This window comes from Bradyrhizobium sp. 26S5 (genome assembly GCF_036923295.1).
GTDB lineage: Bacteria > Pseudomonadota > Alphaproteobacteria > Rhizobiales > Xanthobacteraceae > Bradyrhizobium > Bradyrhizobium septentrionale.
The window spans coordinates 4,158,563-4,180,123 of record NZ_CP145948.1; the positions used below are offsets into that span (position 1 = coordinate 4,158,563).

22 protein-coding genes are annotated in these 21,561 nt (G+C 61.1%); 14 read left to right on the forward strand and 8 right to left on the reverse strand.

Annotation, left to right across the window (positions count from 1 at the left end; all coding sequences use genetic code 11):
* Positions 1–2 precede the first annotated feature (2 nt).
* The 6 genes from V5279_RS18975 to V5279_RS19000 are packed head-to-tail and all read left to right on the forward strand — an operon-like array spanning position 3 to position 5,853.
* The gene (locus V5279_RS18975) at positions 3–1,910 is read left to right on the forward strand and encodes an ABC transporter permease subunit (RefSeq protein WP_338699903.1); all 1,908 of its coding nucleotides are present in this window, start codon (positions 3–5) and stop codon (positions 1,908–1,910) included.
* Positions 1,903–2,601 carry an ABC transporter ATP-binding protein gene (locus V5279_RS18980; RefSeq protein WP_338699905.1) on the forward strand — a complete coding sequence of 233 codons (699 nt, stop codon included), beginning with the start codon at positions 1,903–1,905 and terminating at the stop codon, positions 2,599–2,601. Before V5279_RS18975 ends, V5279_RS18980 begins: the two co-directional genes overlap by 8 nt.
* Positions 2,602–2,603: 2 nt before the next feature.
* A complete protein-coding gene (locus V5279_RS18985) occupies positions 2,604–2,774 on the forward strand; it encodes a hypothetical protein (protein ID WP_338699907.1) in 171 nt (56 codons plus the stop codon).
* The gene (locus V5279_RS18990; protein WP_338701280.1) at positions 2,774–4,120 is read left to right on the forward strand and encodes an amidase; all 1,347 of its coding nucleotides are present in this window, start codon (positions 2,774–2,776) and stop codon (positions 4,118–4,120) included. The genes V5279_RS18985 and V5279_RS18990 overlap by 1 nt, the downstream gene beginning before the upstream one ends.
* A 2-nt stretch (positions 4,121–4,122) precedes the next feature.
* On the forward strand, positions 4,123–5,244 hold the full coding sequence (locus V5279_RS18995; RefSeq protein ID WP_338699909.1) for a transporter substrate-binding domain-containing protein: 1,122 nt from the start codon (positions 4,123–4,125) through the stop codon (positions 5,242–5,244).
* A gap of 9 nt (positions 5,245–5,253) precedes the next feature.
* Positions 5,254–5,853, forward strand: coding sequence for an ANTAR domain-containing response regulator (locus V5279_RS19000; protein ID WP_338699911.1), 600 nt, complete (start codon positions 5,254–5,256; stop codon positions 5,851–5,853).
* A gap of 40 nt (positions 5,854–5,893) precedes the next feature.
* Here the strand turns inward: V5279_RS19000 and V5279_RS19005 are convergent, their stop codons facing one another.
* Complete coding sequence (locus V5279_RS19005; protein ID WP_338699913.1) at positions 5,894–6,385, reverse strand: helix-turn-helix domain-containing protein; 492 nt, start codon at positions 6,383–6,385, stop codon at positions 5,894–5,896.
* A gap of 103 nt (positions 6,386–6,488) precedes the next feature.
* Here V5279_RS19005 and V5279_RS19010 point away from each other — a divergent pair, with 103 nt between their 5' ends.
* The 3 genes from V5279_RS19010 (at position 6,489) to V5279_RS19020 (ending at position 9,238) form a co-directional block, all read left to right on the forward strand.
* Positions 6,489–7,400: a nitrilase family protein gene (locus tag V5279_RS19010; RefSeq protein WP_338699915.1), complete on the forward strand. Its 912-nt coding sequence runs from the start codon at positions 6,489–6,491 to the stop codon at positions 7,398–7,400.
* 91 nt (positions 7,401–7,491) lie between these two features.
* Positions 7,492–7,884, forward strand: coding sequence for a tautomerase family protein (locus V5279_RS19015; RefSeq protein ID WP_338699917.1), 393 nt, complete (start codon positions 7,492–7,494; stop codon positions 7,882–7,884).
* Complete coding sequence (locus V5279_RS19020; protein WP_338699919.1) at positions 7,871–9,238, forward strand: amidase; 1,368 nt, start codon at positions 7,871–7,873, stop codon at positions 9,236–9,238. Before V5279_RS19015 ends, V5279_RS19020 begins: the two co-directional genes overlap by 14 nt.
* 780 nt (positions 9,239–10,018) lie before the next feature.
* Here V5279_RS19020 and istB read toward each other — a convergent pair.
* The 3 genes from istB to V5279_RS19035 form a co-directional block, all read right to left on the reverse strand.
* Positions 10,019–10,861: an IS21-like element helper ATPase IstB gene (istB, locus tag V5279_RS19025; RefSeq protein WP_176535476.1), complete on the reverse strand. Its 843-nt coding sequence runs from the start codon at positions 10,859–10,861 to the stop codon at positions 10,019–10,021.
* The gene (gene istA / locus V5279_RS19030) at positions 10,858–12,390 is read right to left on the reverse strand and encodes an IS21 family transposase (RefSeq protein ID WP_422389058.1); all 1,533 of its coding nucleotides are present in this window, start codon (positions 12,388–12,390) and stop codon (positions 10,858–10,860) included. The genes istB and istA overlap by 4 nt, the downstream gene beginning before the upstream one ends.
* A 342-nt stretch (positions 12,391–12,732) precedes the next feature.
* A complete protein-coding gene (locus tag V5279_RS19035; protein WP_338699921.1) occupies positions 12,733–12,990 on the reverse strand; it encodes a hypothetical protein in 258 nt (85 codons plus the stop codon).
* 224 nt (positions 12,991–13,214) lie between these two features.
* Between V5279_RS19035 and V5279_RS19040 the strand changes: the two genes are divergently transcribed.
* Positions 13,215–13,547, forward strand: coding sequence for a hypothetical protein (locus V5279_RS19040; protein ID WP_338699923.1), 333 nt, complete (start codon positions 13,215–13,217; stop codon positions 13,545–13,547).
* A 29-nt stretch (positions 13,548–13,576) separates the two neighbouring features.
* On the opposite strand, the gene V5279_RS19045 is transcribed toward V5279_RS19040, so the two are convergent.
* Together V5279_RS19045 and dinB are read right to left on the reverse strand one after the other, a co-directional pair.
* The gene (locus V5279_RS19045) at positions 13,577–13,765 is read right to left on the reverse strand and encodes a hypothetical protein (RefSeq protein WP_338699925.1); all 189 of its coding nucleotides are present in this window, start codon (positions 13,763–13,765) and stop codon (positions 13,577–13,579) included.
* Between the two features lie 237 nt (positions 13,766–14,002).
* Positions 14,003–15,106, reverse strand: a complete 1,104-nt coding sequence (dinB, locus tag V5279_RS19050; RefSeq protein ID WP_338701282.1) for a DNA polymerase IV — start codon at positions 15,104–15,106, stop codon at positions 14,003–14,005.
* Positions 15,107–16,457: 1,351 nt separating this feature from the next.
* Here dinB and V5279_RS19055 point away from each other — a divergent pair.
* Both V5279_RS19055 and V5279_RS19060 read left to right on the forward strand, forming a co-directional pair.
* Positions 16,458–16,631 carry a hypothetical protein gene (locus V5279_RS19055; RefSeq protein ID WP_338699927.1) on the forward strand — a complete coding sequence of 58 codons (174 nt, stop codon included), beginning with the start codon at positions 16,458–16,460 and terminating at the stop codon, positions 16,629–16,631.
* Between the two features lie 450 nt (positions 16,632–17,081).
* Entirely contained in the window at positions 17,082–17,219 is a 138-nt protein-coding gene (locus tag V5279_RS19060; protein ID WP_338699929.1) for a hypothetical protein, read from the forward strand.
* Between the two features lie 147 nt (positions 17,220–17,366).
* Here the strand turns inward: V5279_RS19060 and V5279_RS19065 are convergent, their stop codons facing one another.
* Positions 17,367–18,260, reverse strand: coding sequence for a 3'-5' exonuclease (locus tag V5279_RS19065; protein WP_338699931.1), 894 nt, complete (start codon positions 18,258–18,260; stop codon positions 17,367–17,369).
* Positions 18,261–19,001: 741 nt separating this feature from the next.
* Here V5279_RS19065 and V5279_RS19070 point away from each other — a divergent pair.
* Positions 19,002–19,184 carry a hypothetical protein gene (locus V5279_RS19070; RefSeq protein WP_338699933.1) on the forward strand — a complete coding sequence of 61 codons (183 nt, stop codon included), beginning with the start codon at positions 19,002–19,004 and terminating at the stop codon, positions 19,182–19,184.
* A 283-nt stretch (positions 19,185–19,467) separates the two neighbouring features.
* Positions 19,468–20,124 carry a TetR family transcriptional regulator C-terminal domain-containing protein gene (locus V5279_RS19075; protein WP_338699935.1) on the forward strand — a complete coding sequence of 219 codons (657 nt, stop codon included), beginning with the start codon at positions 19,468–19,470 and terminating at the stop codon, positions 20,122–20,124.
* Here the strand turns inward: V5279_RS19075 and V5279_RS19080 are convergent.
* Positions 20,121–21,539 carry an AMP-binding protein gene (locus V5279_RS19080; protein WP_338701284.1) on the reverse strand — a complete coding sequence of 473 codons (1,419 nt, stop codon included), beginning with the start codon at positions 21,537–21,539 and terminating at the stop codon, positions 20,121–20,123. The two genes, V5279_RS19075 and V5279_RS19080, sit on opposite strands and share 4 nt — an antisense overlap.
* Between the last annotated feature and the right edge of the window lie 22 nt (positions 21,540–21,561).

Sequence of the window (21,561 nt, forward strand, 5' to 3'; positions counted from 1 at the left end):
CCATGAATCTGTCCTTGAAAGAACCGCGTATATCGACCCTGGCGATACCAGCTCAGAATCAGGTCCGGACGGCACAGGAAGTGGGTTGCGATATGGGGCTGTCCGAAAAAATCTACCGGAACGCCGGCCTGATCTTTCCGCTTCTGGCGACGGGCGGGGCACTCACAGCCGCAGGCTTCATTGATCCCTATCTGGCATACGTTGCTACGTCCTGGGTGATCTTTGGTTTGCTCGGTCTCAGCCTTGATCTTGTCTGGGGGAGAGGCGGCCTGCTGTCTCTTGGACAAACCGCCTTCTACGGTCTCGGCGGCTATTTCGGCAGCATAATTGCCATCAACATGGCGCCACTGACGGGCAACACGCTTGTCTGGAGCCTTCCGGCTGGCGCCATCTTCGGTGCTGCCAGTGCGGCTGCACTCGGTTCGATTATCTTCCTTGCGCGCATGGGACCGTTGCAGGCGACGATCCTTTCCTACACTTTTACGCTGCTTTTGTGGTCGCTGACGCAATCTTTCAAGATCACAATCGGGCACGCGGTGGTCGGCGGCGATAATGGCCTGTCGAACATCCCGGGCGTGGTACCCGGATTCGGGCAAGGTGTGGAATCCGCCGGTCCCGTCGGCGTGTTCGTCACGGTCGTTATTGTGGCAGCCGCAATTTACTTCCTGTGCTGGTGGCTGATGCGCGGTACGTTCGGCCGCGTCATCGACTGCATTCGAATTGACCCGCAGAAGACGGAACTTCTCGGCTACGATATTCGCAAATATCAGGTCGCCAGTTTCTCCCTCGCAGGAGCAATTGCCGGGCTCGCAGGCGCGATGTTCGGGGCCTGGGCCAATTACCTCAACCCGTCGATTTTCTCGGTTCAGGAAGCGCTCCTCGTGCCGATCTACGTCCTGGTCGGCGGTCTGGGTACGCTGGCGGGGGCCTTTGTCGGTGCTTTCGCGATCGGTGGCCTGTCCTACTACCTGGGCGGCGGGGCCGTCGGCGGCCAGACGACGCTGATCCTCGGCATCGTCCTGATCCTGCTGGTTCTCTTTCTGAAGAACGGTCTGGTAGGCGCTGTAGGCGAGCTTTGGCGAAGAACGCTTCCGGACCCGAATGCGGCAGCCCGCGACGCCGGCGCCGTTTTAATTGATCCCGCTGTGCTGGAAGGCATTCTTGCTGAAGCCGAGGAACAGGCGGGGCCGGCAAAGCGTCTTGCGACCGTCGATCTCTACAAGCACTTCGGTGGCGTCATCCCGGTCAACAAGGTAGCGCGCACCTTCGAGCCCGGACGACCATATTCGCTGATCGGGCCGAATGGCGCGGGAAAGAGTTCGTATCTGAAGGTCTGCGTCGGCATCTACATGCCCGAGGCCGGATCAGTGACGGTCGGCGACGTGGATGCGACGAACGCGCCGATCTTCGAACGCGTTCGTCAGGGTGTCGGCGTGAAGAACCAGAAGCCACAGATATTCGGCGAACTGACTGTGGACGAGAACCTGTCAATTGCTGCCTTTGCCCGTACTCGCGACCGGCAGGCAGCGGCTGATGTGAGCCGCCGGATACTTGCCATGCTGGGTTTCGAACGGCAGGCAAAAGTCCAGGCTTCGGCGCTCTCACACGGACAGCAACAATGGCTGGACATCGGCATGGTGCTTTGTCTCGCACCCCGCGTCGTACTGCTCGACGAGCCGGCGGCCGGTATGACAAATGAAGAAACACGCGAGCTCTCGTCTCTCGTTCGGACCCTTGCACGGCACACGACTGTGATTGTCGTGGAGCACGATATGGAGTTCGTCAGGACTCTCGAAGGTCACGTCACGGTGCTTCACCAGGGGCAGGTCTTCGCAGAAGGCGACATAGCTGCACTGCGCACGGATGATCGCGTTCTCGACATCTATCTCGGGAGGCGCGAGCATGTTTAGGGTTGTCAACGCGACCGGCGGATACGGGAAGACTGTCATTATCCGTGACGTCTCGATCACGGTAGAGAAGGCCGAGATCGTTGCATTGCTGGGGCGCAACGGCGTCGGGAAGTCCACTCTGATGCGTTTCGCCATGGCCCTGATCCCGGCATTTTCGGGCCATGTCGAGATTGATGGCCATAGCGTGCCAGAATCGCCTGCCAGGCGCGCGAAGGCGGGCGTCGGCTATGTGCCGCAAGGCCGGTACGTCTTCCCCCGAATGACAGTTACGGAGAATATCGCAGTCGCGGCTGAAACCAATGGCCACAGCGGCCGCGTGGCGGTGGAAACTGCCCTTCGGGAATTTCCGATGCTCCGCCCGAAGGCGGATGATCTTGCCGGCGGCCTGTCTGGCGGGCAGCAACAGGTGCTGGCTCTTGCCCGCGCAATGGCGACCGGGCCGAAGATCCTGCTCCTCGACGAGCCTACCGAGGGGGTCCAGCCATCAATCATCGACGAGATGGCCGGTATCCTGAAGCGCATAAACCGCGAGCGCGGGGTTGCCATTCTGGTCGCAGAACAGGATCTCGATTTCTGCCTGTCGATCGCTACGCGTGCCTACGTCATGGAGAAAGGCAGTGTGCGGCTCAAGACTGATCGCGAGAGTTTGCGGACCGACAGGAAACTGCAGCAACAATTGCTCGGAGTGTGACCATGCGCGAAATGTCCGGATCCATGTCAACAGGATTGACCGAGGAGCAGCATGAGCAAGTCGCCGCGACCCTGAAGCGAATCCGCGAAGGCCTTGACTGCGCAGATCGCCTGATCGGGGCCGAACCAGCTCACTTCTTTATTCCCGGAACACAGGACGCGACGCAATCGTGATGCAGACCCTTACCCAACAGATCGAAGCGCTCGCGTCCGGCGTCAGTTCGCCTTCGAAACTCGCCGCCGGCGCCCTCGATCTGGCGGCGCGACATTCCGATCTTAATGCTTTCGTAGCCCTCGATCCTGACCTTGTCATGAGGCAGGCGAGGGCGGCCGACGAGCGGCGGCAAGGCGGCATGCCCGCGAGCCCGCTCGACGGGGTGCCGATCGCCATCAAGGATAACTACCTCACCAAGGACTATCCGACGACCGCCTGCTCCATGGCATTGCCGCTGGAGCGTCAGGGGCGGGACGCCACGATCGTTGCAAATCTTCGCAAGGCGGGAGCGGTGATCTTTGCGAAGACCAACATGCATGAGTGGGCATATGGCGCGACAAACTCGGCCTCCAGCTTCGGCGCGACCCGCAATCCCCGCAACCGTGATCACATTACGGGAGGCAGCAGCGGCGGCTCCGGCGCCGCAGTCGCGGCCGGTATCGTTGCAGCTGCACTCGGCAGCGACACTGGAGGTTCGATCCGTATTCCGTCCGGAGCCTGTGGAATCTACGGCTTCAAGCCGAGCTATGGCCGGGCCTCCCGCCATGGGGTTCTTCCACTTAGCTGGTCCCTCGACGCCCCGGGGCCGATCACGGCGGCACTTGACGATATCATCCACCTGATGCCGTTCATCTGCGGCGAGGACGCGAACGATCCCGCCACCTTGCGGTCTCCCGCTTTCGGACCTGTCGGACGCCTCGACAGGCCTCGGCTGATCAATCTGGCTGGCGAGGGGCTGGAGCGCTCCGATGATGTTGACCGAAGCTTCCTGTCGGCGCTTCGACACTCGGGAGCCGACGTTACCAATCGCGAGCTGGAGGGGGTTTCGTCGTACTTTGCAGCGTGGGAAGCGATCCTCCATTGCGAAGCATCTTCATATCACGCTGAGCTCCTTGCCCGAAATCCGTCAGGGTTCAGCGCCCTGACCAGGGCACATCTCGAGGCCGGAACCCGGATCTCCGGCGTCGAGCTGTTGAAAGCCCAGCGAATTCGTGGCCAACTCACCACGCAGCTGAACAGTCTTGGTGACTGGGATGCGCTCGTGCTTCCGACCTTGCCGGTCGTTGCTCCGAAGATCGGGGACGACTGGCAAAGCTTCGGCGGCCGGCGGGTTACGACGCAGGATAGCATGACCTGGTTCTGCTGGATTGGAAACTTGGCCGGGCTTCCCTGCATTTCGATCCCGTGCGGAAGTTCGTCCGAAGGACTGCCCGTCGGCATGATGTTGATGGGACGGTATGGTCAGGACGAACGTCTTCTGGCCGTTGCACGCTGGATGGATCGACGGATCAACATGGACGCATGACGATGGACGGAGAGACGGTCAAACTGGGCGTCCTGTTCTCGCAGAGCGGGCCGATGGCTGTGACAGAGAACGCGAATATTGAAGGCGTTCTCATTGCCTGCGATGAGATCAACGCAAGAGGGGGCATTAATGGCCGGCCTCTCGAGCCGGTAATTGCCAATCCGGCCGGCGATGACCGGCGATATGAGGAGTTGGCTACCGATCTCCTGCTGCGTCAGCGTGTCCGTGCAATTGTGGGGTGCTGCCTGTCGACCAGCCGAAAGAAGGTCTTGCCTGTCGTCGAGCGCTATAACGGCGTGTTGCTGTATCCATCTGTCTATGAGGGCTTCGAGTATTCCCCCAACGTGATTTACGGAGGGGCCGTTCCGAACCAGGTGATTGTCCCGCTGCTGGAGTATCTATTCGCCAGTTTTGGGAAGGATGTCGGCCTGATCGGATCCGATACACTGTACGCGCGTGAGATCAACCGCATCGTCAAGGAGTTTCTCACCGAGAGTGGCGGAAAGGTCGTCGGGGAGGTTTACCTTCCTTTCGCGACCACAAGGGAACGCTTTGAGCCGTTCCTTGAGCAACTCGTTGCGAAGGAACCGCAAGCGATCATTTCAACCGTCGTCGGCGAAGACACCGTCGTCCTGTACGAGGCCTTCAACAAGGTCCGGCAGGGACGCAACGTTCCGATCGCTTCGCTCACCACAACGGAATCAGAGCTGGGCAGCATGTCGCCCGAGGCGCGTGTGGGCCATCTTTCCGCATTGACCTATTTCGGCTCGCTGGACACGCCTCAGAACCCGGAGTTCGTCGCCGCCTACCAGAAGCGATATGGCCTCGACAAGGTGCCGGGTGTCTACACAGAGGCCGGCTATGCGCTCGTTCACATGTTTGCAGATGCAGTGAGGCAGGCCGGAGACTCCGATAGCGAATCCATCCTTCCGATCCTGTCCGGCGCCGTATTCAGGGGGCCTGCGGGGGACAAGGTGATCGATCTCGACAATAACCACTTCCTGATGCGTCCGATGATTGGCAGGGCTTCCGAGAACGGCAGCTTCGAGATTGTGTGGAAGAGTGCAGGGGCTGTTCGGCCAGATCCCTATCTGATTTCGTACGATCGTTCCCTGGTCGCGTGAGGCTTGAGGATGAGCGACCGCATTTCACTGAACGACCAGGACCTGCTTCGGCGGTTGCGCCGGATGCGGGTCCTCGTCATTCATCCTGACGATGAGGAACGCGCACTGTTTCTCGCGCACATAAAGCGCATCGGCTGCCAGGTCGAGGGCGTCTGGCCCCCGCCCGAGACATTGCCTTCCTATGTTGATGTCGTCCTGTTCCTTGTAAATCCGGGCCGCGACGGGAAGACCCCGGGCTGGATGACCATGTCTGATGCCGTCGCAAGAATAGGCATCATCGCGTACGAGACGCCGGAGATACTCAGCGAACTTCATAGCCTGAATGTCCACGGCGTAATCTCCAAGCCGATCCGCATCTTCGGCATCCTGGCGGCACTAACCACTGCGGTCAGTCTCGCCAGTCACGAAGCGCGCCTGAAGCAGCGTATCAAGTCTCTGGATGAGACCCTGAAGGCGAGACGGAAGATCGAGAAGGCTGTCGAGATACTGACCACCACGCGCAATATCCCGCACGAAGAAGCCTATCGCCGGCTGCGGGAGAAGGCGATGAACTCGAACACGACGATCGCACTGGTGGCAGAGGCGATCATCGCATCAAGCGACATCTAGACGCTGGTGGATCCTCGACTCCTGTTTTGGCTCCGGTTCGTCAGCGCTGCGCAGCCCGGCGCGCTACGCTTTTCCGTGGTGCGTCGAGGTCAACTGCCTTGCGGACAAAAGTCATGGATGCGTCAAGCTCCTTGCCGTCGCGTCCCTGCAGTGAAAGCCTCGGCACGCGTTTACCGCTCGCTTTCTCCGTAAGGATCGAATGGCGTTCCGCCTTGCCGAAGCAGTGGTCCTCGGCCCATTGCCGCAGGCTCACAGTTACCAGAAAGAGATCCCGGCCCTTTCTTGTCAGCACATACTCCTGGTAGCCGCCTTCGTCGGAGACCGGGGCCGTTTCCAGAACATCGATCGAGACCAGATGTTTGAGACGGGCAGTCAGGATCCCTTTCGAGATTCCAAGACTCTTCTGGAATTCAGTGAATCGCCGGACTCCGTCGAAAGCGTCCCGGATGATCAGCAGGGACCACCAGTCACCGATTTCGTCCAGAGCCCTGGCTACCGGACATTCCACGTCCCCGAGACTCGTTCTTTTCATGACCGCTCCGGACTCGAAATTGCGTCTGGTCCTAAAATAGGACTAGACAAGCGTTTGCGCAAGTGGTTCGATCATAGAACCAAATCCACCGGAGTAACGACATATGACATCTGCAACTGCCAGCGCCGCGACCGGGCGCAAGAGTGCCGCTCGTGTAGCGGTGGTCCAGTTTAACCCACAGGTCGGCCTGGAGAATCTGGAGGCGAATGAAGCTGCTGTTCGCAAGCGCCTTCAGCAGGCGGTCTCGGAAGGGGCCAATCTGATCGTGCTGCCTGAATTGGCGACGACGGGTTACTGCTTCGATTCGCGCGCGGAGGCTTTCGCGCATGCCGAGCCGGTGCCCGAGGGGCGGACCATTCGCGGCTGGGAAGCTTTTGCGAAACAGCATCAGGTCTATATCGTCGGCTGCCTGCCCGAACTGGAAGGACATCAGTTGTTCGATACAGCCGTTCTGGTTGGGCCGGACGGTTACGTCGGCAAGTATCGCAAGACTCACCTCTGGAACGAGGAAAAGCTGTTCTTCACGCCAGGCAACCTCGGCTATCCGGTATTTGAGACGAGAATCGGCCGGATCGGTCTTTTGGTATGCTGGGACATCTGGTTTCCGGAAGCGGCGCGTATCGTTAGCCAGCTGGGGGCCGACATTATCTGCATCCCGACCGGCTGGGTGTGGACGCCGCCGCCGCTCTACGACGCAAGTGGTACCTGCATGGCGGCTTATCTCACCATGACCGCGGCCCATGCAAACAACGTCTTCATCGCAACAGCCGACCGGATAGGTACCGAACGCGGCGCCGGCTTTATGGGGAATTCTCTTATCGCAGGCACCAATGGCTGGCCAATTGGCCGGATCGCGGGGCCCGAAGAGGACACGATCCTGTACGCCGATATCGACGTCGTCGAGGCCCGAACCGCGCCGATCTGGAACAAGCTGAACGACCTGGTGAGAGACCGCCGTACCGACCTCTACGATCAGTTGCTCGGCTTCCGCGGAGCGCCGGCGCTTCCCCGATAGCAATGTGATGCCCGCCGGGCGCGTGGGCCACACGGGTCGCGCGCCCGCGGCTGTCGATCCTGGCGTTTCGCCAGCACTGAAGAGGTGAACGATGCCCTACCTGCAAATCGACGTACCGGGACGTTACCCGGCCGAGCAAAAACAGCGCCTCGCAAGGCGCTTTGGCGAAATCTATGCCGATATCATGCAAGCAGACATCCGACGGATCTCTGTGGCTGTTCGCGAGCTATACGACGGCGGCGTCTGGCGTTGTACTCCAGGTGAGCCGTACGAGGCAGCCCTTCTGATGTGTGACATCCGGAAAGGGCGCCCACCCGAGCAACGGGAACGACTGGCGCGCGCGCTTGTCAATGCGTGCCTGGAAATACTGGAGCTGCGGACAGATCAGGTGAACGTTGAGTTCACGCAGCACTCCGGTGATGAAATGTATCACCCGCTGCTCGGCGGGCTCAGCCAGGACTGGTCCGCCAATGAAGCGCACTGAACAACTGAACGGACTGTCACCCGGTGCGTCTGAAATTCGGGCTCTGGCGGCTCGCCTGTCCGCAGGACAGGTCAGCAGCACCGCGCTGCTGGAAGAATGCCTTGACCGCGTCAAGGACCCGGCAGGTGAGGGGGCCAGAACATTCATCAGGGTCTGGGACCGGGAGGCGCACCTTGCCGCGGCAGCCTCTGATGGCCTGCAAAGAACCGGCGAGGCTCGTTCGCTGGTCGCGGGACTGCCCGTATCGGTGAAAGACCTGTTCGACGTGAAGGGCGAGATCACGCTCGCCGGCGCGCCGGCACGGGACGATGCGGCGCCGGCTGCTTGCGACGCTCCTGTCATCAGCCGGCTCAAATCCGCGGGCGCTGTCCTGATCGGGCGCACGAACATGACGCAGTTTGCCTATTCGGCGGTAGGTCTGAACCCGCACTTTGGCACGCCCGGGAATCCCTGGGATCGTTCCCGTACGCCCGGAGGATCCTCTTCAGGGGCTGCAGTTTCGGTCGCAGATCGTATGGCGGTTGCATCCATCGGATCCGATACTGTCGGATCTATCCGTGTCCCTGCTGCCTTCTGTGGAGTGGTCGGCTTCAAGCCCACCCAGCGTCGGGTACCCCGCGACGGTGCAATTCCGTTGTCGACCACCCTGGACACGGTTGGTCCGCTGGCACGATCGGTCGAGGACTGCGCGCTGGTCTTCGGTGTCATTGCCGGCGAAGAGGTCCGTCCGACGGACGGCCTCGATCTCACCAGTCTGCGGCTCGCAATTCCCAAGGGAAGGATGCTGGAGGGGCTCGATCCTGAGGTCGCAAGCGCCTTTACCCAAATATGCAACATGGCATCGCGTGCGGGCGCCAGAATTCTAGAGATCGACGTGCCACCACTGGACGTGTTCCAGACCCTGAATCCGAACGCAACCATCCAGGCAGTTGAGGCGATGGCCTGGCACCGCGATCTGATCTCCCGAAGGGGTGCCGAATACGATCCGAACGTGCGAGCGCGTATCGAGGCCGGAGACCGGATCGCAGCGACCGTATATGCCGATTGCCTGATGCGTCGAGAACCACTGTTAAACGAGCTCGATTATCTTACCGCGGGCTTCGATGCCCTGATCATGCCGACTGTCCCGATCATCGCTCCGTCAATCGCGACCTGCATGCTTGATGAGGGCAGCGTCCGCGCCCGCATCATCAGGAACACGTCCCCGTTCAACTACTTCGATCGCCCCTCGATAAGCATTCCGATACATGAGCCGGGAAGTGCCCCGGTCGGCTTGATGCTGGTTGGCCGACGCGACGAAGACTGGAAACTGCTGGCCATGGCTCGTGCTTTCGAGACTGGGAAAGCGAGGTGAAAACCGGGCGAATGCACGCCTCCAGGGTTTTCGGGCGTTCCATGTGCCCGCTCCGCGTGATGAGGACAGCATCGGCCCGGGAAGGCCTCCGGGCCGGCCGGCCACCGGCCCAAATCCAGAATCTTTAATGTCGGAAGGCTTTCGCTGAGGTCGGTCAATGCCCAAACCCGAGGAGCTCTGCACGGTAAGCCTGAAACCGGGCTCGCGGGGCTAAAAGGTTCCTGCCGCCTGAAGATAGCATTCTGAAAACTGTGCCTGAGCCGGGATGACGTTGCGGTGAAAGGGTGCACAATCGTCTTATAATGAGGTCAGCACTCAGGTTCGTGGCGGCTTTCCGCCCTTGTCGTCGAGTGCCCTGCCGGCCGTGCCGCCACCGGCCATTTCCTCGACGACCTCGACCACGTGCCGCCGCGTTGCCCGGTCTCTGATGGAGCGGAATGCTCGGAGCAGTCGAAATATCTCCGAGGCGTCTCGAGCGAGTTGCTCTTTCGTCAAAAACGAATCCCCGCAATGACCGCTGGTACGTGCCCTTGAATCGAAAAGGACCGTCCGAAGGGCGGTCCTTTTCGGCCGGCTGCAATAGGCCTGTAAAAACTCAACGGTAAAAAATGCTTCGCAAGTTATGGTAACACCGGCAGGGATTATATTGCGGCCGTCCTGTATAGCGCGACAATCAGGATGAGAGCGGCGCGTCAATCAAGATGAGACGAGGCGGCCGAGTCAGGAGATAATTGACGCTGGCCGCCTACTTGGCAAGCGTTGATTGACGCTGCGCGACAATCAAGCGGCGCTGCCAGCGTCAATCACAGTCTTGTCGAGTTCGTTGGGGGTCGTGTGAACAGGTGGCCGGCCTGGACCGCGCTTGCGATCGAGGGCAACTTTTCGACGGTAACTTTCGACGTTCATCTCGAGGATCGTGGCGTGGTGGACCAAACGATCGATGGCAGCCAACGTCATTGCCTGGTCCGGGAAGATACGCCCCCATTCGCCAAATGGCTGATTGGCCGTGATCAGCAGCGAGCGTCGTTCGTAGCGGGCGGCGATCAACTCGAACAGCACACTGGTTTCCGCCTGATCCTTGCTCACATATGTGATGTCGTCGAGGATCAGGAGGTCATAGCGATCGAGTTTGGCGATCGCGGACTCCAGCGCCAGCTCGCGCCGCGCGACCTGCAGCCGTTGCACCAGATCAGTGGTGCGCGCGAAGAGAACGCGCCAACCGTTCTCGACGAGAGCCAGGCCGATCGCCGTGCCGAGATGGGTCTTGCCGCCGCCCGGTGGACCGAACAAGAGCAAATTGGCGCCGGCCTTCAACCAGGCGTCGCCAGCGGCGAGCGCCATCGCCTGTGCCTTTGATAGCATCGGCACGCTTTCGAAGTCGAAGGTGGCGAGCGTCTTGCCGGCGGGCAAACGCGCTTCCACCATGTGTCGCTCGATCCGACGGCGGGTGCGATCGGCCGCCTCGTGCTCGGCAAGGGCGGCGAGGAAGCGGGCGGCAGGCCACCCTTCCTTGTCCGACTGTGCGGCGAGCTTCGGCCAGATCGCCTTGACGCCCGGCAGGCGGAGCTCATTGAGAAGCAGCTCGACACGGGCAGCATCGACGGAGGTAGCGATACCGGTCATGCTGCCTCTCCCAGGTTCGAGCGGCCCGACATGACGCTGACGGAGGCGAGTTCATCGTAGACGTCGAGCGGCGCCAGCTTGACGGCGACACGCGGGATCGAGGCCGCCTCGGGTCGGAAGCGGTCGCGCAGCGCGGCAAGATCGGGTAACTGTCCGGCGTCCAGATCCATCGCGATCACCTCGGCGAGTTCTGCTTCGCAGGCGCGCTCGTGAGCCAGCGCCAGAAGCTCGACCGTCACCTTGCAGGCGCGCCGGTCATCACCATGCTCCCGCAAGGTCTCGAACAGACGTTTGTAAGCTGCACGCGGGAAGAGTTGGTCGCGATAAACGAGATTGAGGAGCGCCATCGGCTTGCGCCGCAGGGCATGGATGACGTGCCGGTAATCCACAACATGACCGCCCTGGCTCTCGGACACAGGCCGACCGCGCCGCAGCGTCACGACCGGCGTGACGCCAAGGAAGCATTCGAGCCGGTCGTCGAAGATGCGCACACGCAGGCGATGGCCGATCAATCTTGAAGGCACGGTGTAGAATACGCGCCGCAGGATGAAGCCGCCTGACGACGTCACCGGGATCACTTTCTCCTCGAAGTCGGTCGTGCGGCCTTTTGGCAGCGGCGCCAAGGCCTCCTTCTCGAGCGCGATCGGCTTGGCGAGGTTGGCGTTGCGCCGGCCGACAATCTCGTCGACAAAAGCCCGGTACGCATCGAGACTGGCGAACTCGCGCGTCCCCCGCAGCAACAGCGCATCTTCCAGTGCCCGCTTGAGATGGCCGTGCGCGCTCTCGATCGAGCCGTTCTCATGTGCGATGCCCGCATTGTTGCGCGTTGGCGCCATGCCATAGTGGCCCATCAGCCCGGCGTAGCGCTGCGTCAGATCCCCCCGTGCGTCGGCGGCCAGATTGCGGAATGCTGCCGACAGGCTGTCGCTGCGATGCTCCCGCGGCACGCCGCCAAGCGCCCACAGCGCGTTCTGCAAGCCCTCCGCCAGGGCGACGAAGCTTTCGCCGCCGAGCACGACATGGACATGCTCGAAGCCGGAGAACGCCAACCGGAAGTGATAGAGCCGGTGATCGAGCGGCTCACCCGCGATGGTAATACCGAGCGCGCTCACGTCGGTGAAGTCGGACAGACCCAGGCGGCCGGGCTCGTGCTGCTGGCGGAAGATCACGTCCTGTTCGGGGCCGTTGAGCGCCCGCCAGGCGTTGATGCGCCGCTCCAGCGTGCGGCGGATGTTCGGGTTCAAGTCATGATGCCGTCGGCGCAGCTCGTCCAGCACGCCGATCACGCGGATGCCGGGCGCAGCCTTCAGGATCGGAACGATCTCGGCGTCCCAATACTGCCCGAGCGGATCGGACCGGCGCCGGCCCCTCGGCGTCTTCTTCTGCGATGGCGGGCGACAATCGCCCTCGATTCGATACGCGCTTGCCTTCGAGAACCCCGCCTTGGCCGCGGCGGCCTCGGGGGACAGTGTCAGTCGGTACGTCATGTACAGCCTCATCTGGTGGTCGGTGATGTGGAGGCCAGGCAAGGCATCGATTCCCTCTTGTCGAGACGAACCAACAGCTTGCACCAGCCGCACCCGGCCGCCAGACGGGTCCAAAAACGCGCGACGCCGATGGGGACGGTCCTCCGGTCGGGCTGCGCCCTCCCTTCGGTCCGTCCCCATCGGCGCAGTCTCACCTTGATTGTCGCTGGAGTCTCACCCTGATCGCCGCCGCGCAGTCCTGTCTCGCCCGAAATCCGGATCAATACGGTGTTCTGGCCGTCGACCCGCGAATATGCGACGGCCGTGACATGCGACGAATCGTTCGTGCTGCCCTGGCAACCACTGCGCCAACGCGCGGATTGGCGGGCTCCCGGCAGGTCATCGTCATTGAAGGACCTTCGGTAACACGACAACAACATCGATTTGCCGGCCGATGACCTGCGATGCGACGATGGCGATGTGCAGGGCGAAATTGTCCTCGACCTCTGCCGCGGTCGACTCGTCTCTTGCGTAGACGTACAGAAGATATCCGTCGACCTCCGCAAAGCGGATGCCGGCGAATACGCGGTCATACGTTTGCGCGCCCACGATGAGCGCCATTCTGGCCTGTATCGCGTAGTCCTGGATTTCGCTCAGGTCCATCTTGTTCAGCCGGGCTGGCAAGCTGTCTCTTGACGACAGATGTTTACTCCCCTTGTAACCGGCAAGGGCTATTCCAGAATGGGGCAAAAAAGATCGCACGCGCGACGGGACAGAATGATCCGTTTGGCGCTACCAACGAAAAGCTTCCTCGCTTGTAAGTCCGCCAGGTCATCGGGTAAGTCCGGGTAGCCTTGACCGTCTCATGGCTCAACAAGGCGCGCAGAGTGAAGGACCCGGAAGCCGTTGCCCCAATCGTGTCGGCCCTCCGGGCGGCGCACGGCGACGATGTTGCTCGCGCCTTTCTCGCTGATGGAGTGTCTCTCGCGGCGCTTGTCGATGCCGTATTCTCTCTTCCGATCAGAAATAGCGTCGCAGTTCGGGCCATAGCCCGAGCGCTCGAATCCGGAGATTTTGTTATCTCCCCTGACGTGGGGCCGCTTTGGCACGTCAAGTATGTGTACAGCCAGCCGGGCTCGATGACCGTCACAGACATGGTGGTGCTGACACCAGGGAGGACATTCGCGAGCACAGAGATCTCGTTGAGGCTGCGCGTCTGAATCCCGCAATGGCTCCGGTCTCAGGAACTCTATTGCAATTCCTGGATATGGCCGGTGCTGTCGACGAGGATGGATCGTTCCTTCCCATCCCGTGTCGCCTTGAACGTCCTGATCTTGCCGGATGGCACTGCGCGGATTTGCGAATAGCCGGCGGCTTCAAGCCTTGCCTTGATATCATCCAGGGTGAGTGCGGACGCCGCCGGGATTGCGGTGAACATCGTGAAAAGACCAAGGGCAGCGAGCTTCCGGGCTTTCATGTCAGTGGCCGAACCGTGGATGGTGACCTGTCATCATCCCGGCAGAATCAGTCCAATTTCTGTTCACTGTCCGGCGGGACGAATGAAGGGCGCTTGAGATGGCTCCGTAACCCGAGGGCAGTTCCCGGTTCCGTCAGGTGACCCGGGACGGATGTGCACAGCCGGCGCGATTTCGAAGGTCGGATCTGTCTACGGACGCTAGATCGGTAGATCCAGTTGAGGTTGCGCCCGGTCCGGGTCACGGAGAGCGGACAACGAGATGCCCAGCAAGCGCACGGGTTTCGGCAAGGGCATCTCGTGCCGTAACAGGTCGATAGCCAGACGCTCGAGGTGAGCCCGGCTGGATACCGGGGTCGACACCGATCTGCTGCGCGTGATGATCTCGAAATCAAAGAACTTGACCTTTAGCGTCACGGTGCGCCCCCGGCTGCCGCTGCTTTCGCAATGCTGCCACACCTTGTCGATGAGCGGCTGGAGCTCGACTGCGAGGGCCTCGAATGCTGTCAAATCGTTCGAGAATGTATTCTCTGCGCCGATCGACTTTCGGATCCGGTTCGCCCGAACCGGACGGTCGTCGACGCCGCGCGAGATCCAGTAGTAGTAGGCGCCCGATTTGCCGAAATTCGCATTCATGAACTCGAGCGTCTGATTGCGGATGTCGAGCCCGGTGAAGATACCGAGGCCGTTGAACCTGGCTGTCGTCGCCGGGCCGATGCCGTGAAATCGGCCGACGGGAAGATCCTCCACGAAGGCCGGCCCCATCCTGGGTGTGATGACGAACTGACCGTTGGGCTTGCGATGGTCGGACGCGAGCTTCGCGAGGAACTTGTTGTAGGAGATCCCGGCAGACGCCGTGAGGCCTGTTTCGGCGAGGATTTTCGCCCTGATCGCGGTGGCGATTTCGGTTGCGAGCGGGATGTTCTGAAGGTTTTCGGTGACGTCAAGATATGCCTCGTCCAGCGACAGCGGCTCGATGATCTCCGTGTGCTCGGCGAAAATGTCCCGGATCTGCCGGCTGACGGCCTTGTAGACCTCGAAGCGAGGCTTGACGAAAATCAGCTCCGGACATTGACGCCTTGCAGTGACCGATGGCATCGCCGAACGAACCCCGAACTTGCGGGCCTCATAGCTGGCTGCAGCCACGACGCCGCGTTCTGCGGACCCGCCCACAGCAAGCGGCTTGCCGCGCACGGCGGGATTGTCCCGTTGCTCCACCGACGCATAGAACGCGTCCATGTCGATATGGATGATCTTGCGCGGTCGGGCTTCGCCGTCGCCCCGCGCCGGGTCCGCCGAACTCATTGGCAGACAATACCCGAGGCTTCCGTGTGCGGGAATGGCGGGGAAAGCGGGGAAAAGTCGCGTTCCGAACTGGCTGGCCGGAAGCCGTAGGCCCCATGTTACCGGAGTTGCTACCGGAAGTCGGCCACATCGCGTCAGGTTGGGACCATTGGGTCCTTCGCCAGATGTGTCTGTCTTGTTTTCGTTGCGGGCATTTTCATGAAGAAGTTTGATGAGCGGACGGCCGCCAACCTCGACGTTGTTCTGGATGACGTCTGCCGTGATCTCCCGAATGGTGGTGGCGGCCACGCAACCAGGAAATTCATTGCGCGAAGGCTGCTGCGAGCGGCCCGGCAAGGGAAAAAGACGCTCGGAGCTCTCGAGCGCGTTGCCCTAAAAGCACGGCACATATTGCGGGAACGTCGTCCGGCATGAACAGGCCGGGCCGCCTCTGCTTTCTTCCCGTCAAACCCGATTCGAACGTCCGCCCGTTCGCACACAAGTGGGATATCTTATGTACGATATTTACCTGAACAGGAGCAACGAGCTCCTGGTTGTCGCTCGCGGCGGCTCAATCCCTTCCGCAATCGCCGGAAGGTGGCGCAAGCAGAAGCGTGTCGTGCGGTCTGTAAGCCACAGCATTCGGGACGACGTTCGGCAGCATGGCTATCACCATCGCAACCTCGCGAAGCGATTGGTCACCTCGGTAAGGGCAGGGCTGCAGTAGGGACTGGACTGCGCCCTCGCAAAATGCCCGGCGTGGATGTTCACAGGATTGTCGCTGATCCATCCGCAGCTTTCGCGGCTGATCGATCACGCTAGCGACCGGGAGAAAGACCAACAGGCAGCGTCCGAAGCAATACTGGCGAGCAACGCGTGCTCATTGTCGTGCTCTACCTGAGGAGCAGGAGCCAATCGAGTGAACTTCGCACTGAGGGGCCTCATCGGACAAGGCACCCTGGGAGGTCGTCGCGATAGATAACCAGTCAGCGCCGGGCATCTTGCTCCGACTTCACTGAATTGCAGACATAGCAACGAAAGACATGGACCGCTTCGTACTTGCCAACGGAGGGGAGCTCGGCCAGCAGGGCCATGTGACGACCGCACACGTCACATTTGCATGCGAGCGGTTCCACCTCCAGCCTGGACATCGTTGGCATAGCGAACGTCCCCATGCGCTACTCGCCGAGGTCTCGATCATGCGCCTTCAAGCACGCTCGTTGTATCCGTTCGAATACGGGCTCCGTGTCTCCACCGATATGCTGCGCGAGCTTGATAGACCGTATGGGCATTCACATGCCCCAAATGGGCCAGGCCTCCGACGCAGTCAGCGCGGTAGAATGTTGGGCGCCGGCATCGCATACTGCGCGGCATGCCGATCAGGACGCCTCATTTTCAGCCCGAGAAGACGAAGGACGGTCGCTGGTTTGTAGCGGTCAAGACCGGCAACGGACCGGATTCTCACATCGGAGATTTCGATACGGAAGCCGATGCTGAGCGCTGGATCGCCACCAAGGCGAAGTACTGGCCTGGTCGGGAGAGCTGAGGTGGCCGCCTGCCATCGTTTCCAGGTCCGGGCGAACGGGGCGACGCTGTCTCAAATGGGGCAGATGAAATCCTGCAGCGCGAAACAGGGCAGTCTCATTTACGTTTCTGACCGGCCCGCTGTCGCGTCTCTTTGAGGCGGGGGCAACTGGAAGTGACCGGCAGGGGGCGTCCGCTTTTCCAGGATGCCGCAGGCCGCAAAATCTGTCCAGGTCAGAGCCGATCGCCGTCGTGTCTTTGAGACGCGGGCCCGAGGTAGATGTCCTGGCCGCGCAACTCCGCCACAGTCCTTTGGAACAGCCACCGATGGACAGACGTTGTAGCCGGGCAGGAAGTCTATCGGTGCGCGGTTGTTGTGCGAGCAAGGACGTACATGATTGACCAATCTTCAACGGCGCAAACCGCTACGCCAGAACAGCGAATAGATCAGGCTTCGGAGGCCATCCGTCGCATGGCTGACGACAACGTGCTCGAACCTCTGCAACAGCAGGATCGGTGGCTGCATCATTTGCGCGAAGCGACGAGGGCGGCTCCGCTTCAATCAGTTGCAGCCGCATTTCTGCTGGGCGTCTTCCTGGCTCGTCGCTAGTCGCGATTTTGGTTTGCCCAATCGCAGGAAGGATAGAAGAAAACCGGCGAGCCAGCGCAATCAGGCGTTGCCATTGTGCTGGGCCTGCCGGATCTTTATTGCGAGCCACGATGGGCATGCGAATGCGGCAATCGGGATGTGAGATGTTCAGATTCTCGCCGAAAAGCGGTCGAACGCAGTCAGCGCCTGAATCCGGATTTCGAGATCGCGTTGATAGATCGATTTCTGCAGGTACTCGATTTCGGTGACCTGATCGCTCTCGTCGACGTCGATATACCACGACCGCGGCCGGCCGTCGGCGCCGTCGCTCCAGCGATAACCGCGCCGCTTGAGCGCGTCCTTGAGCTCGAATGGCGACTGCTCGGCCCAGATCCGGATCGTCTTGCGGCGGGCACGCTCGAGCAATACCGAGAGCACGGTGCGATCGAGCCCGGGCAGGGTGATTGCGAGGATCTCGAGCAGCGCCAGGCAGTCGTCGACGGCCCGGTGCGCCTCGTGAAACAGACCGGCTTTCATCAGAAGATAGGACAAGCGCGATCCCTCGAAGCCGTGGCCGCGCCATTCGACCTCGCTGACCGAGCAGGCCCAGGCCTTGTGTATGAACAGAGCCGCGTAACGCTCCATGAATTTGCGGTCGAAGCCCGCATTATGGGCAATGACCACGACGGCATCGGCAGCGAATTCGTTGATAAGCGCCTCATCGAGGCTGCGGCCTTCGACCATCTCGTCGGTGATGCCCGTCAGTGCCGTGATCTCGGGGGGAATTGCGATCGATGGCTGGTTGAAGCAGCTGAAGGTGTCGATGACCCGGCCAATCCGCCCATCCACAAGATAGGTGAACTTCACCATCCCGAGCTCGATGATTTCGTCGCTGGCGGGATCGAGGCCAGTGGTCTCGACATCGAGCAGGACCGCGGTCCTGGTCGATTGTCCCTCACTTGGCGTAAAGTCGGAACGCGGAACAAGTCGGCGCTGCACCCGATAGTCGGGCGACTGTTCCAGAATGCCGGCGATCTCGGCGAGGGGCGGTTGAGCGGTCATATCGAGCGGCTGATGATCGTCTGGTTGAAAGCCAGCCAGTCTACCTGATCGAACCGGTCCGGGCACCGCGGTGCCTGTGGACAGGTCTATTGCACACGGGCAGCTCCGGGACAGGCCGGCGTCTTCCCTCGGGTGCCGGTCGAAAATCCATGTTGAAAGCCTTGCGCGCCGCAGGACGCAGGCTGGCTCTCGCGAGCTGTGCCGCTTCGCATCAGCGCGTGCCGGCTTCCAGCCCTCGCGACCGGGACGCTGCGATCACATTATTCGGAAAATACGAAATAAGACTCGACGAAACACCCAACTCACTTTTATCATGCTGCGCAAAGAGAAATGTGAGGCGGTTGTGATGACAAACCATGAGGCCCGGTCTTCGGATCTCGTTGAAATCGCTCGCAGAAGCGGGGAGTCTCGCAAGCACTATGGCGTCGCGCTTGGCGCGTTGCTCTATCTGAGTTCCATCAGCGCTGCGCGACCTCGTTCGATCTGGTGGAGCGGGATGATTACAGCCTTGATTGGCGCGATGGCCTTGTGGCTCAGGAGCGGCGGCAGTGGCAGCTAGCATCCGAATTGTTCTTCGCCCGGCACACCAGCGCCCTGGCACCGAAGGAGGCTGGCTGCCAAAACGAGACCACAGGGGTGCCGTCTGTCGCGGTTGCTGTCAGGCAGGGCTCAGGCTCTTGCCGGGGCAGGGAGACTCACCGTAACCCGGTCCGACTGCATCTTGGCTGGGGGGATTTACCGATGAATCGGTCGAATGGGCTGCCGGACAATGGCTATGCGCTGATTGTCGATGGCCAGGTGAAGACGGAGTTCAAGACGAGGGAGGGCGCTGAGGCTGGCGCCAGGGATTTGAAGCGGCGCTTTCCAGTCTTGCAGATCCGGCTGTATGACGCCGAAGCCAAACGGGCTGTGGAGCTCGCCTGACAGGCTGATTGTCTTCGAAGACGATTTCATAAAGCCGGCGGCTTGCGGTTGCAGAGCGCACGGATGGAGCAGCGCTGCACCCTGTTCCTGTTCTCAACGCGAGCTTGTCCAGCCGCCGCCTGGTGGCGTCAATCCGGCCAGGATCCACGGAATCCAGATTGCATCTTGAACTGCGATTCATCGGTGGATGCTCGCGGCGGGCTCGCATGTGGAAATTGAATGGACATCCAAATAAATTCGATGATCTAGTGTGCGCGGTGAGCCCGGAAGAGGAGATCGTTGCTTGCAGAAGGCGGAAAAGCGGGCGCGGGGACGCCTGGTGGGATCGTCCGGTCAGGAAGCAAAGCGACAGGAGTTCGTGATCGCGGTCATGAAGGCGATCGCGGAGCGTGGCTACAAGGACGTGACCGTGGCGACCATCTGCGAGGCGGCCGGCTTTTCGCGCGGTCTGATCGGGCACTATTTTCCAGGCAAGGACGCGTTGTTGCTCCACGCGGTAGGAGAGGTGGCAAAGGATTTTGAACAGGCGACAAGAGCTGCGGCGGAGGCCGCCGGCCGGGATCCCCTGGATCGCTTGCATGCTATCGTCAGCGCGAGTTTTCGCGCGCCGGTGTTCACGCCAGAAAGGGTCCTGGTCTGGGTCGCCCTGGCCAGCACGTCGCGCTGGTCTCCAGATCTTGCCGGGATTTATCATAAGCTGAACCGGCCTTATCGCCGTGGCCTGGCCAATCTTATGCAGCGCGCCGCGAATGCGCGGGGCGCAAAAATCAATCCCGACCGTCTTGCGATCACACTCACCCAGCTTACCGAAGGTCTGTGGTCTGGTTGGGCTGCAGACCCGAAAACGATATCCGCTGCGGAGGCGGAAGCAGCGTGTCACGACCTTCTCGACGCCTTCATTCCGTCAGGAAAAGCGGCAAGCTGGGGAGGTTGTAGCTAGCTGCGCTTCTTCGTTCCCCGCAGGTCGATCGCGCCGGTGAGGGTCCGGGGATCCAGGCCGGGTGCGAAGATCTGCGCCTTGTTGATCTTCTGCGTAGCGGTGACGGGCATTTGATCGAGGAACAGAATCCATCCAGGAGCCTTGTAGAAAGCGAGCTGCTCCCGGCAATAGTCGGCAATGTCATGCGCAAGCCTGTCGTCGCCCGTACGGTCCGCCACCGGGACGACGCAGGCAAAAATCTCTTCTCCGGCCTTTTCGTCAGGGACAGCCAGAATCGCAATCCGATCAACCGCGGGATGCCGGCAAAGTACGGTCTCTACTTCGGTGGCTGCAATATTTTCGCCGGAGCGCCGGATCATGTTTTTGCGTCGATCGACGAAATAGATGATCCCGTCCTTGTCCTGACGAACAATGTCACCCGAATGCCACCAGCCTCCGCTCCAGCCGGCCTCGGTCGCGGCCTCGTCGTCGAGATAGCCCGCAAAGAAACCCTTGCGGGGATGATCGCCAGCCAGCCGGACAACGAGCTCGCCTTCCGCTCCTGCGGTAACGACGCCGTTGTGCTCGTCGACGACCCTTGCCTCGAGTGGACCAACTGCACGACCGATCGCCCGAACGCCGATCGGGCGCGGATCCTGATCGTTGGCCGTCCAGCGGCCAACCTCAGTCATGCCCCAGACCTCGAGGTGAGGAATGCCAAAGCGTTCCTCGAATTCGCGGTGAATGGCGGGCTCCATTCCTGCGCCGAAGCCAAATCGGACGCCATGCGCACGTTCGTCTGGCGATCTCTCCAGGGCCACCAACGCCTGTGGGACAGCTCCGATATAGTGCACGATGGTCGCCCGGCTGCTTGACACCTCGTTCCACCAGCGCTTCGCCGAAAAATACTCGGGGCGGATCACGCATCCCTGTGACAGGAGCATCGGCATCAGGGCGACCACGCCGGCATGGACATGGAAGACCGGCATCGGATTGAACAGGCGATCCTGGCCTGGTTCGATCGAAAAGCGGCCGCCGCTCCTTGCAAGGGTAAGGAACCATTCGCCGGCGGAGAGCCAATAGTCGTTGGTGGTCAGGCAACCTTTCGGACGGCCAGTCGTGCCGGATGTATAGAAAATTCCGGCCTCTGTATTCAGATCAAGCGGGCCTGTGGCAGCCGGGCGAGCCCGCGAGGGTAGCCGTTCCGGCAAGTTGCCGACGGCGAGGACGATGAACTGGCCCGACAGTTCGGCCGCAACCGCAGTCAGCCGCTCGACGTGACGGGCAAGGGCAACCGCGAGGACCACGCCGCTATGCTGCATCTGGTAGCGCAGTTCGGCGTGGCGGTGGTCGGGGTTAATCGGGACTACGCTTGCTCCCACGGCATTGAGCGCAAGCAAGTGCAGAAAATAGTCGGGTCTGTTTTCGACAAGCAGGGCGACGCGATGCCCAGGCCCG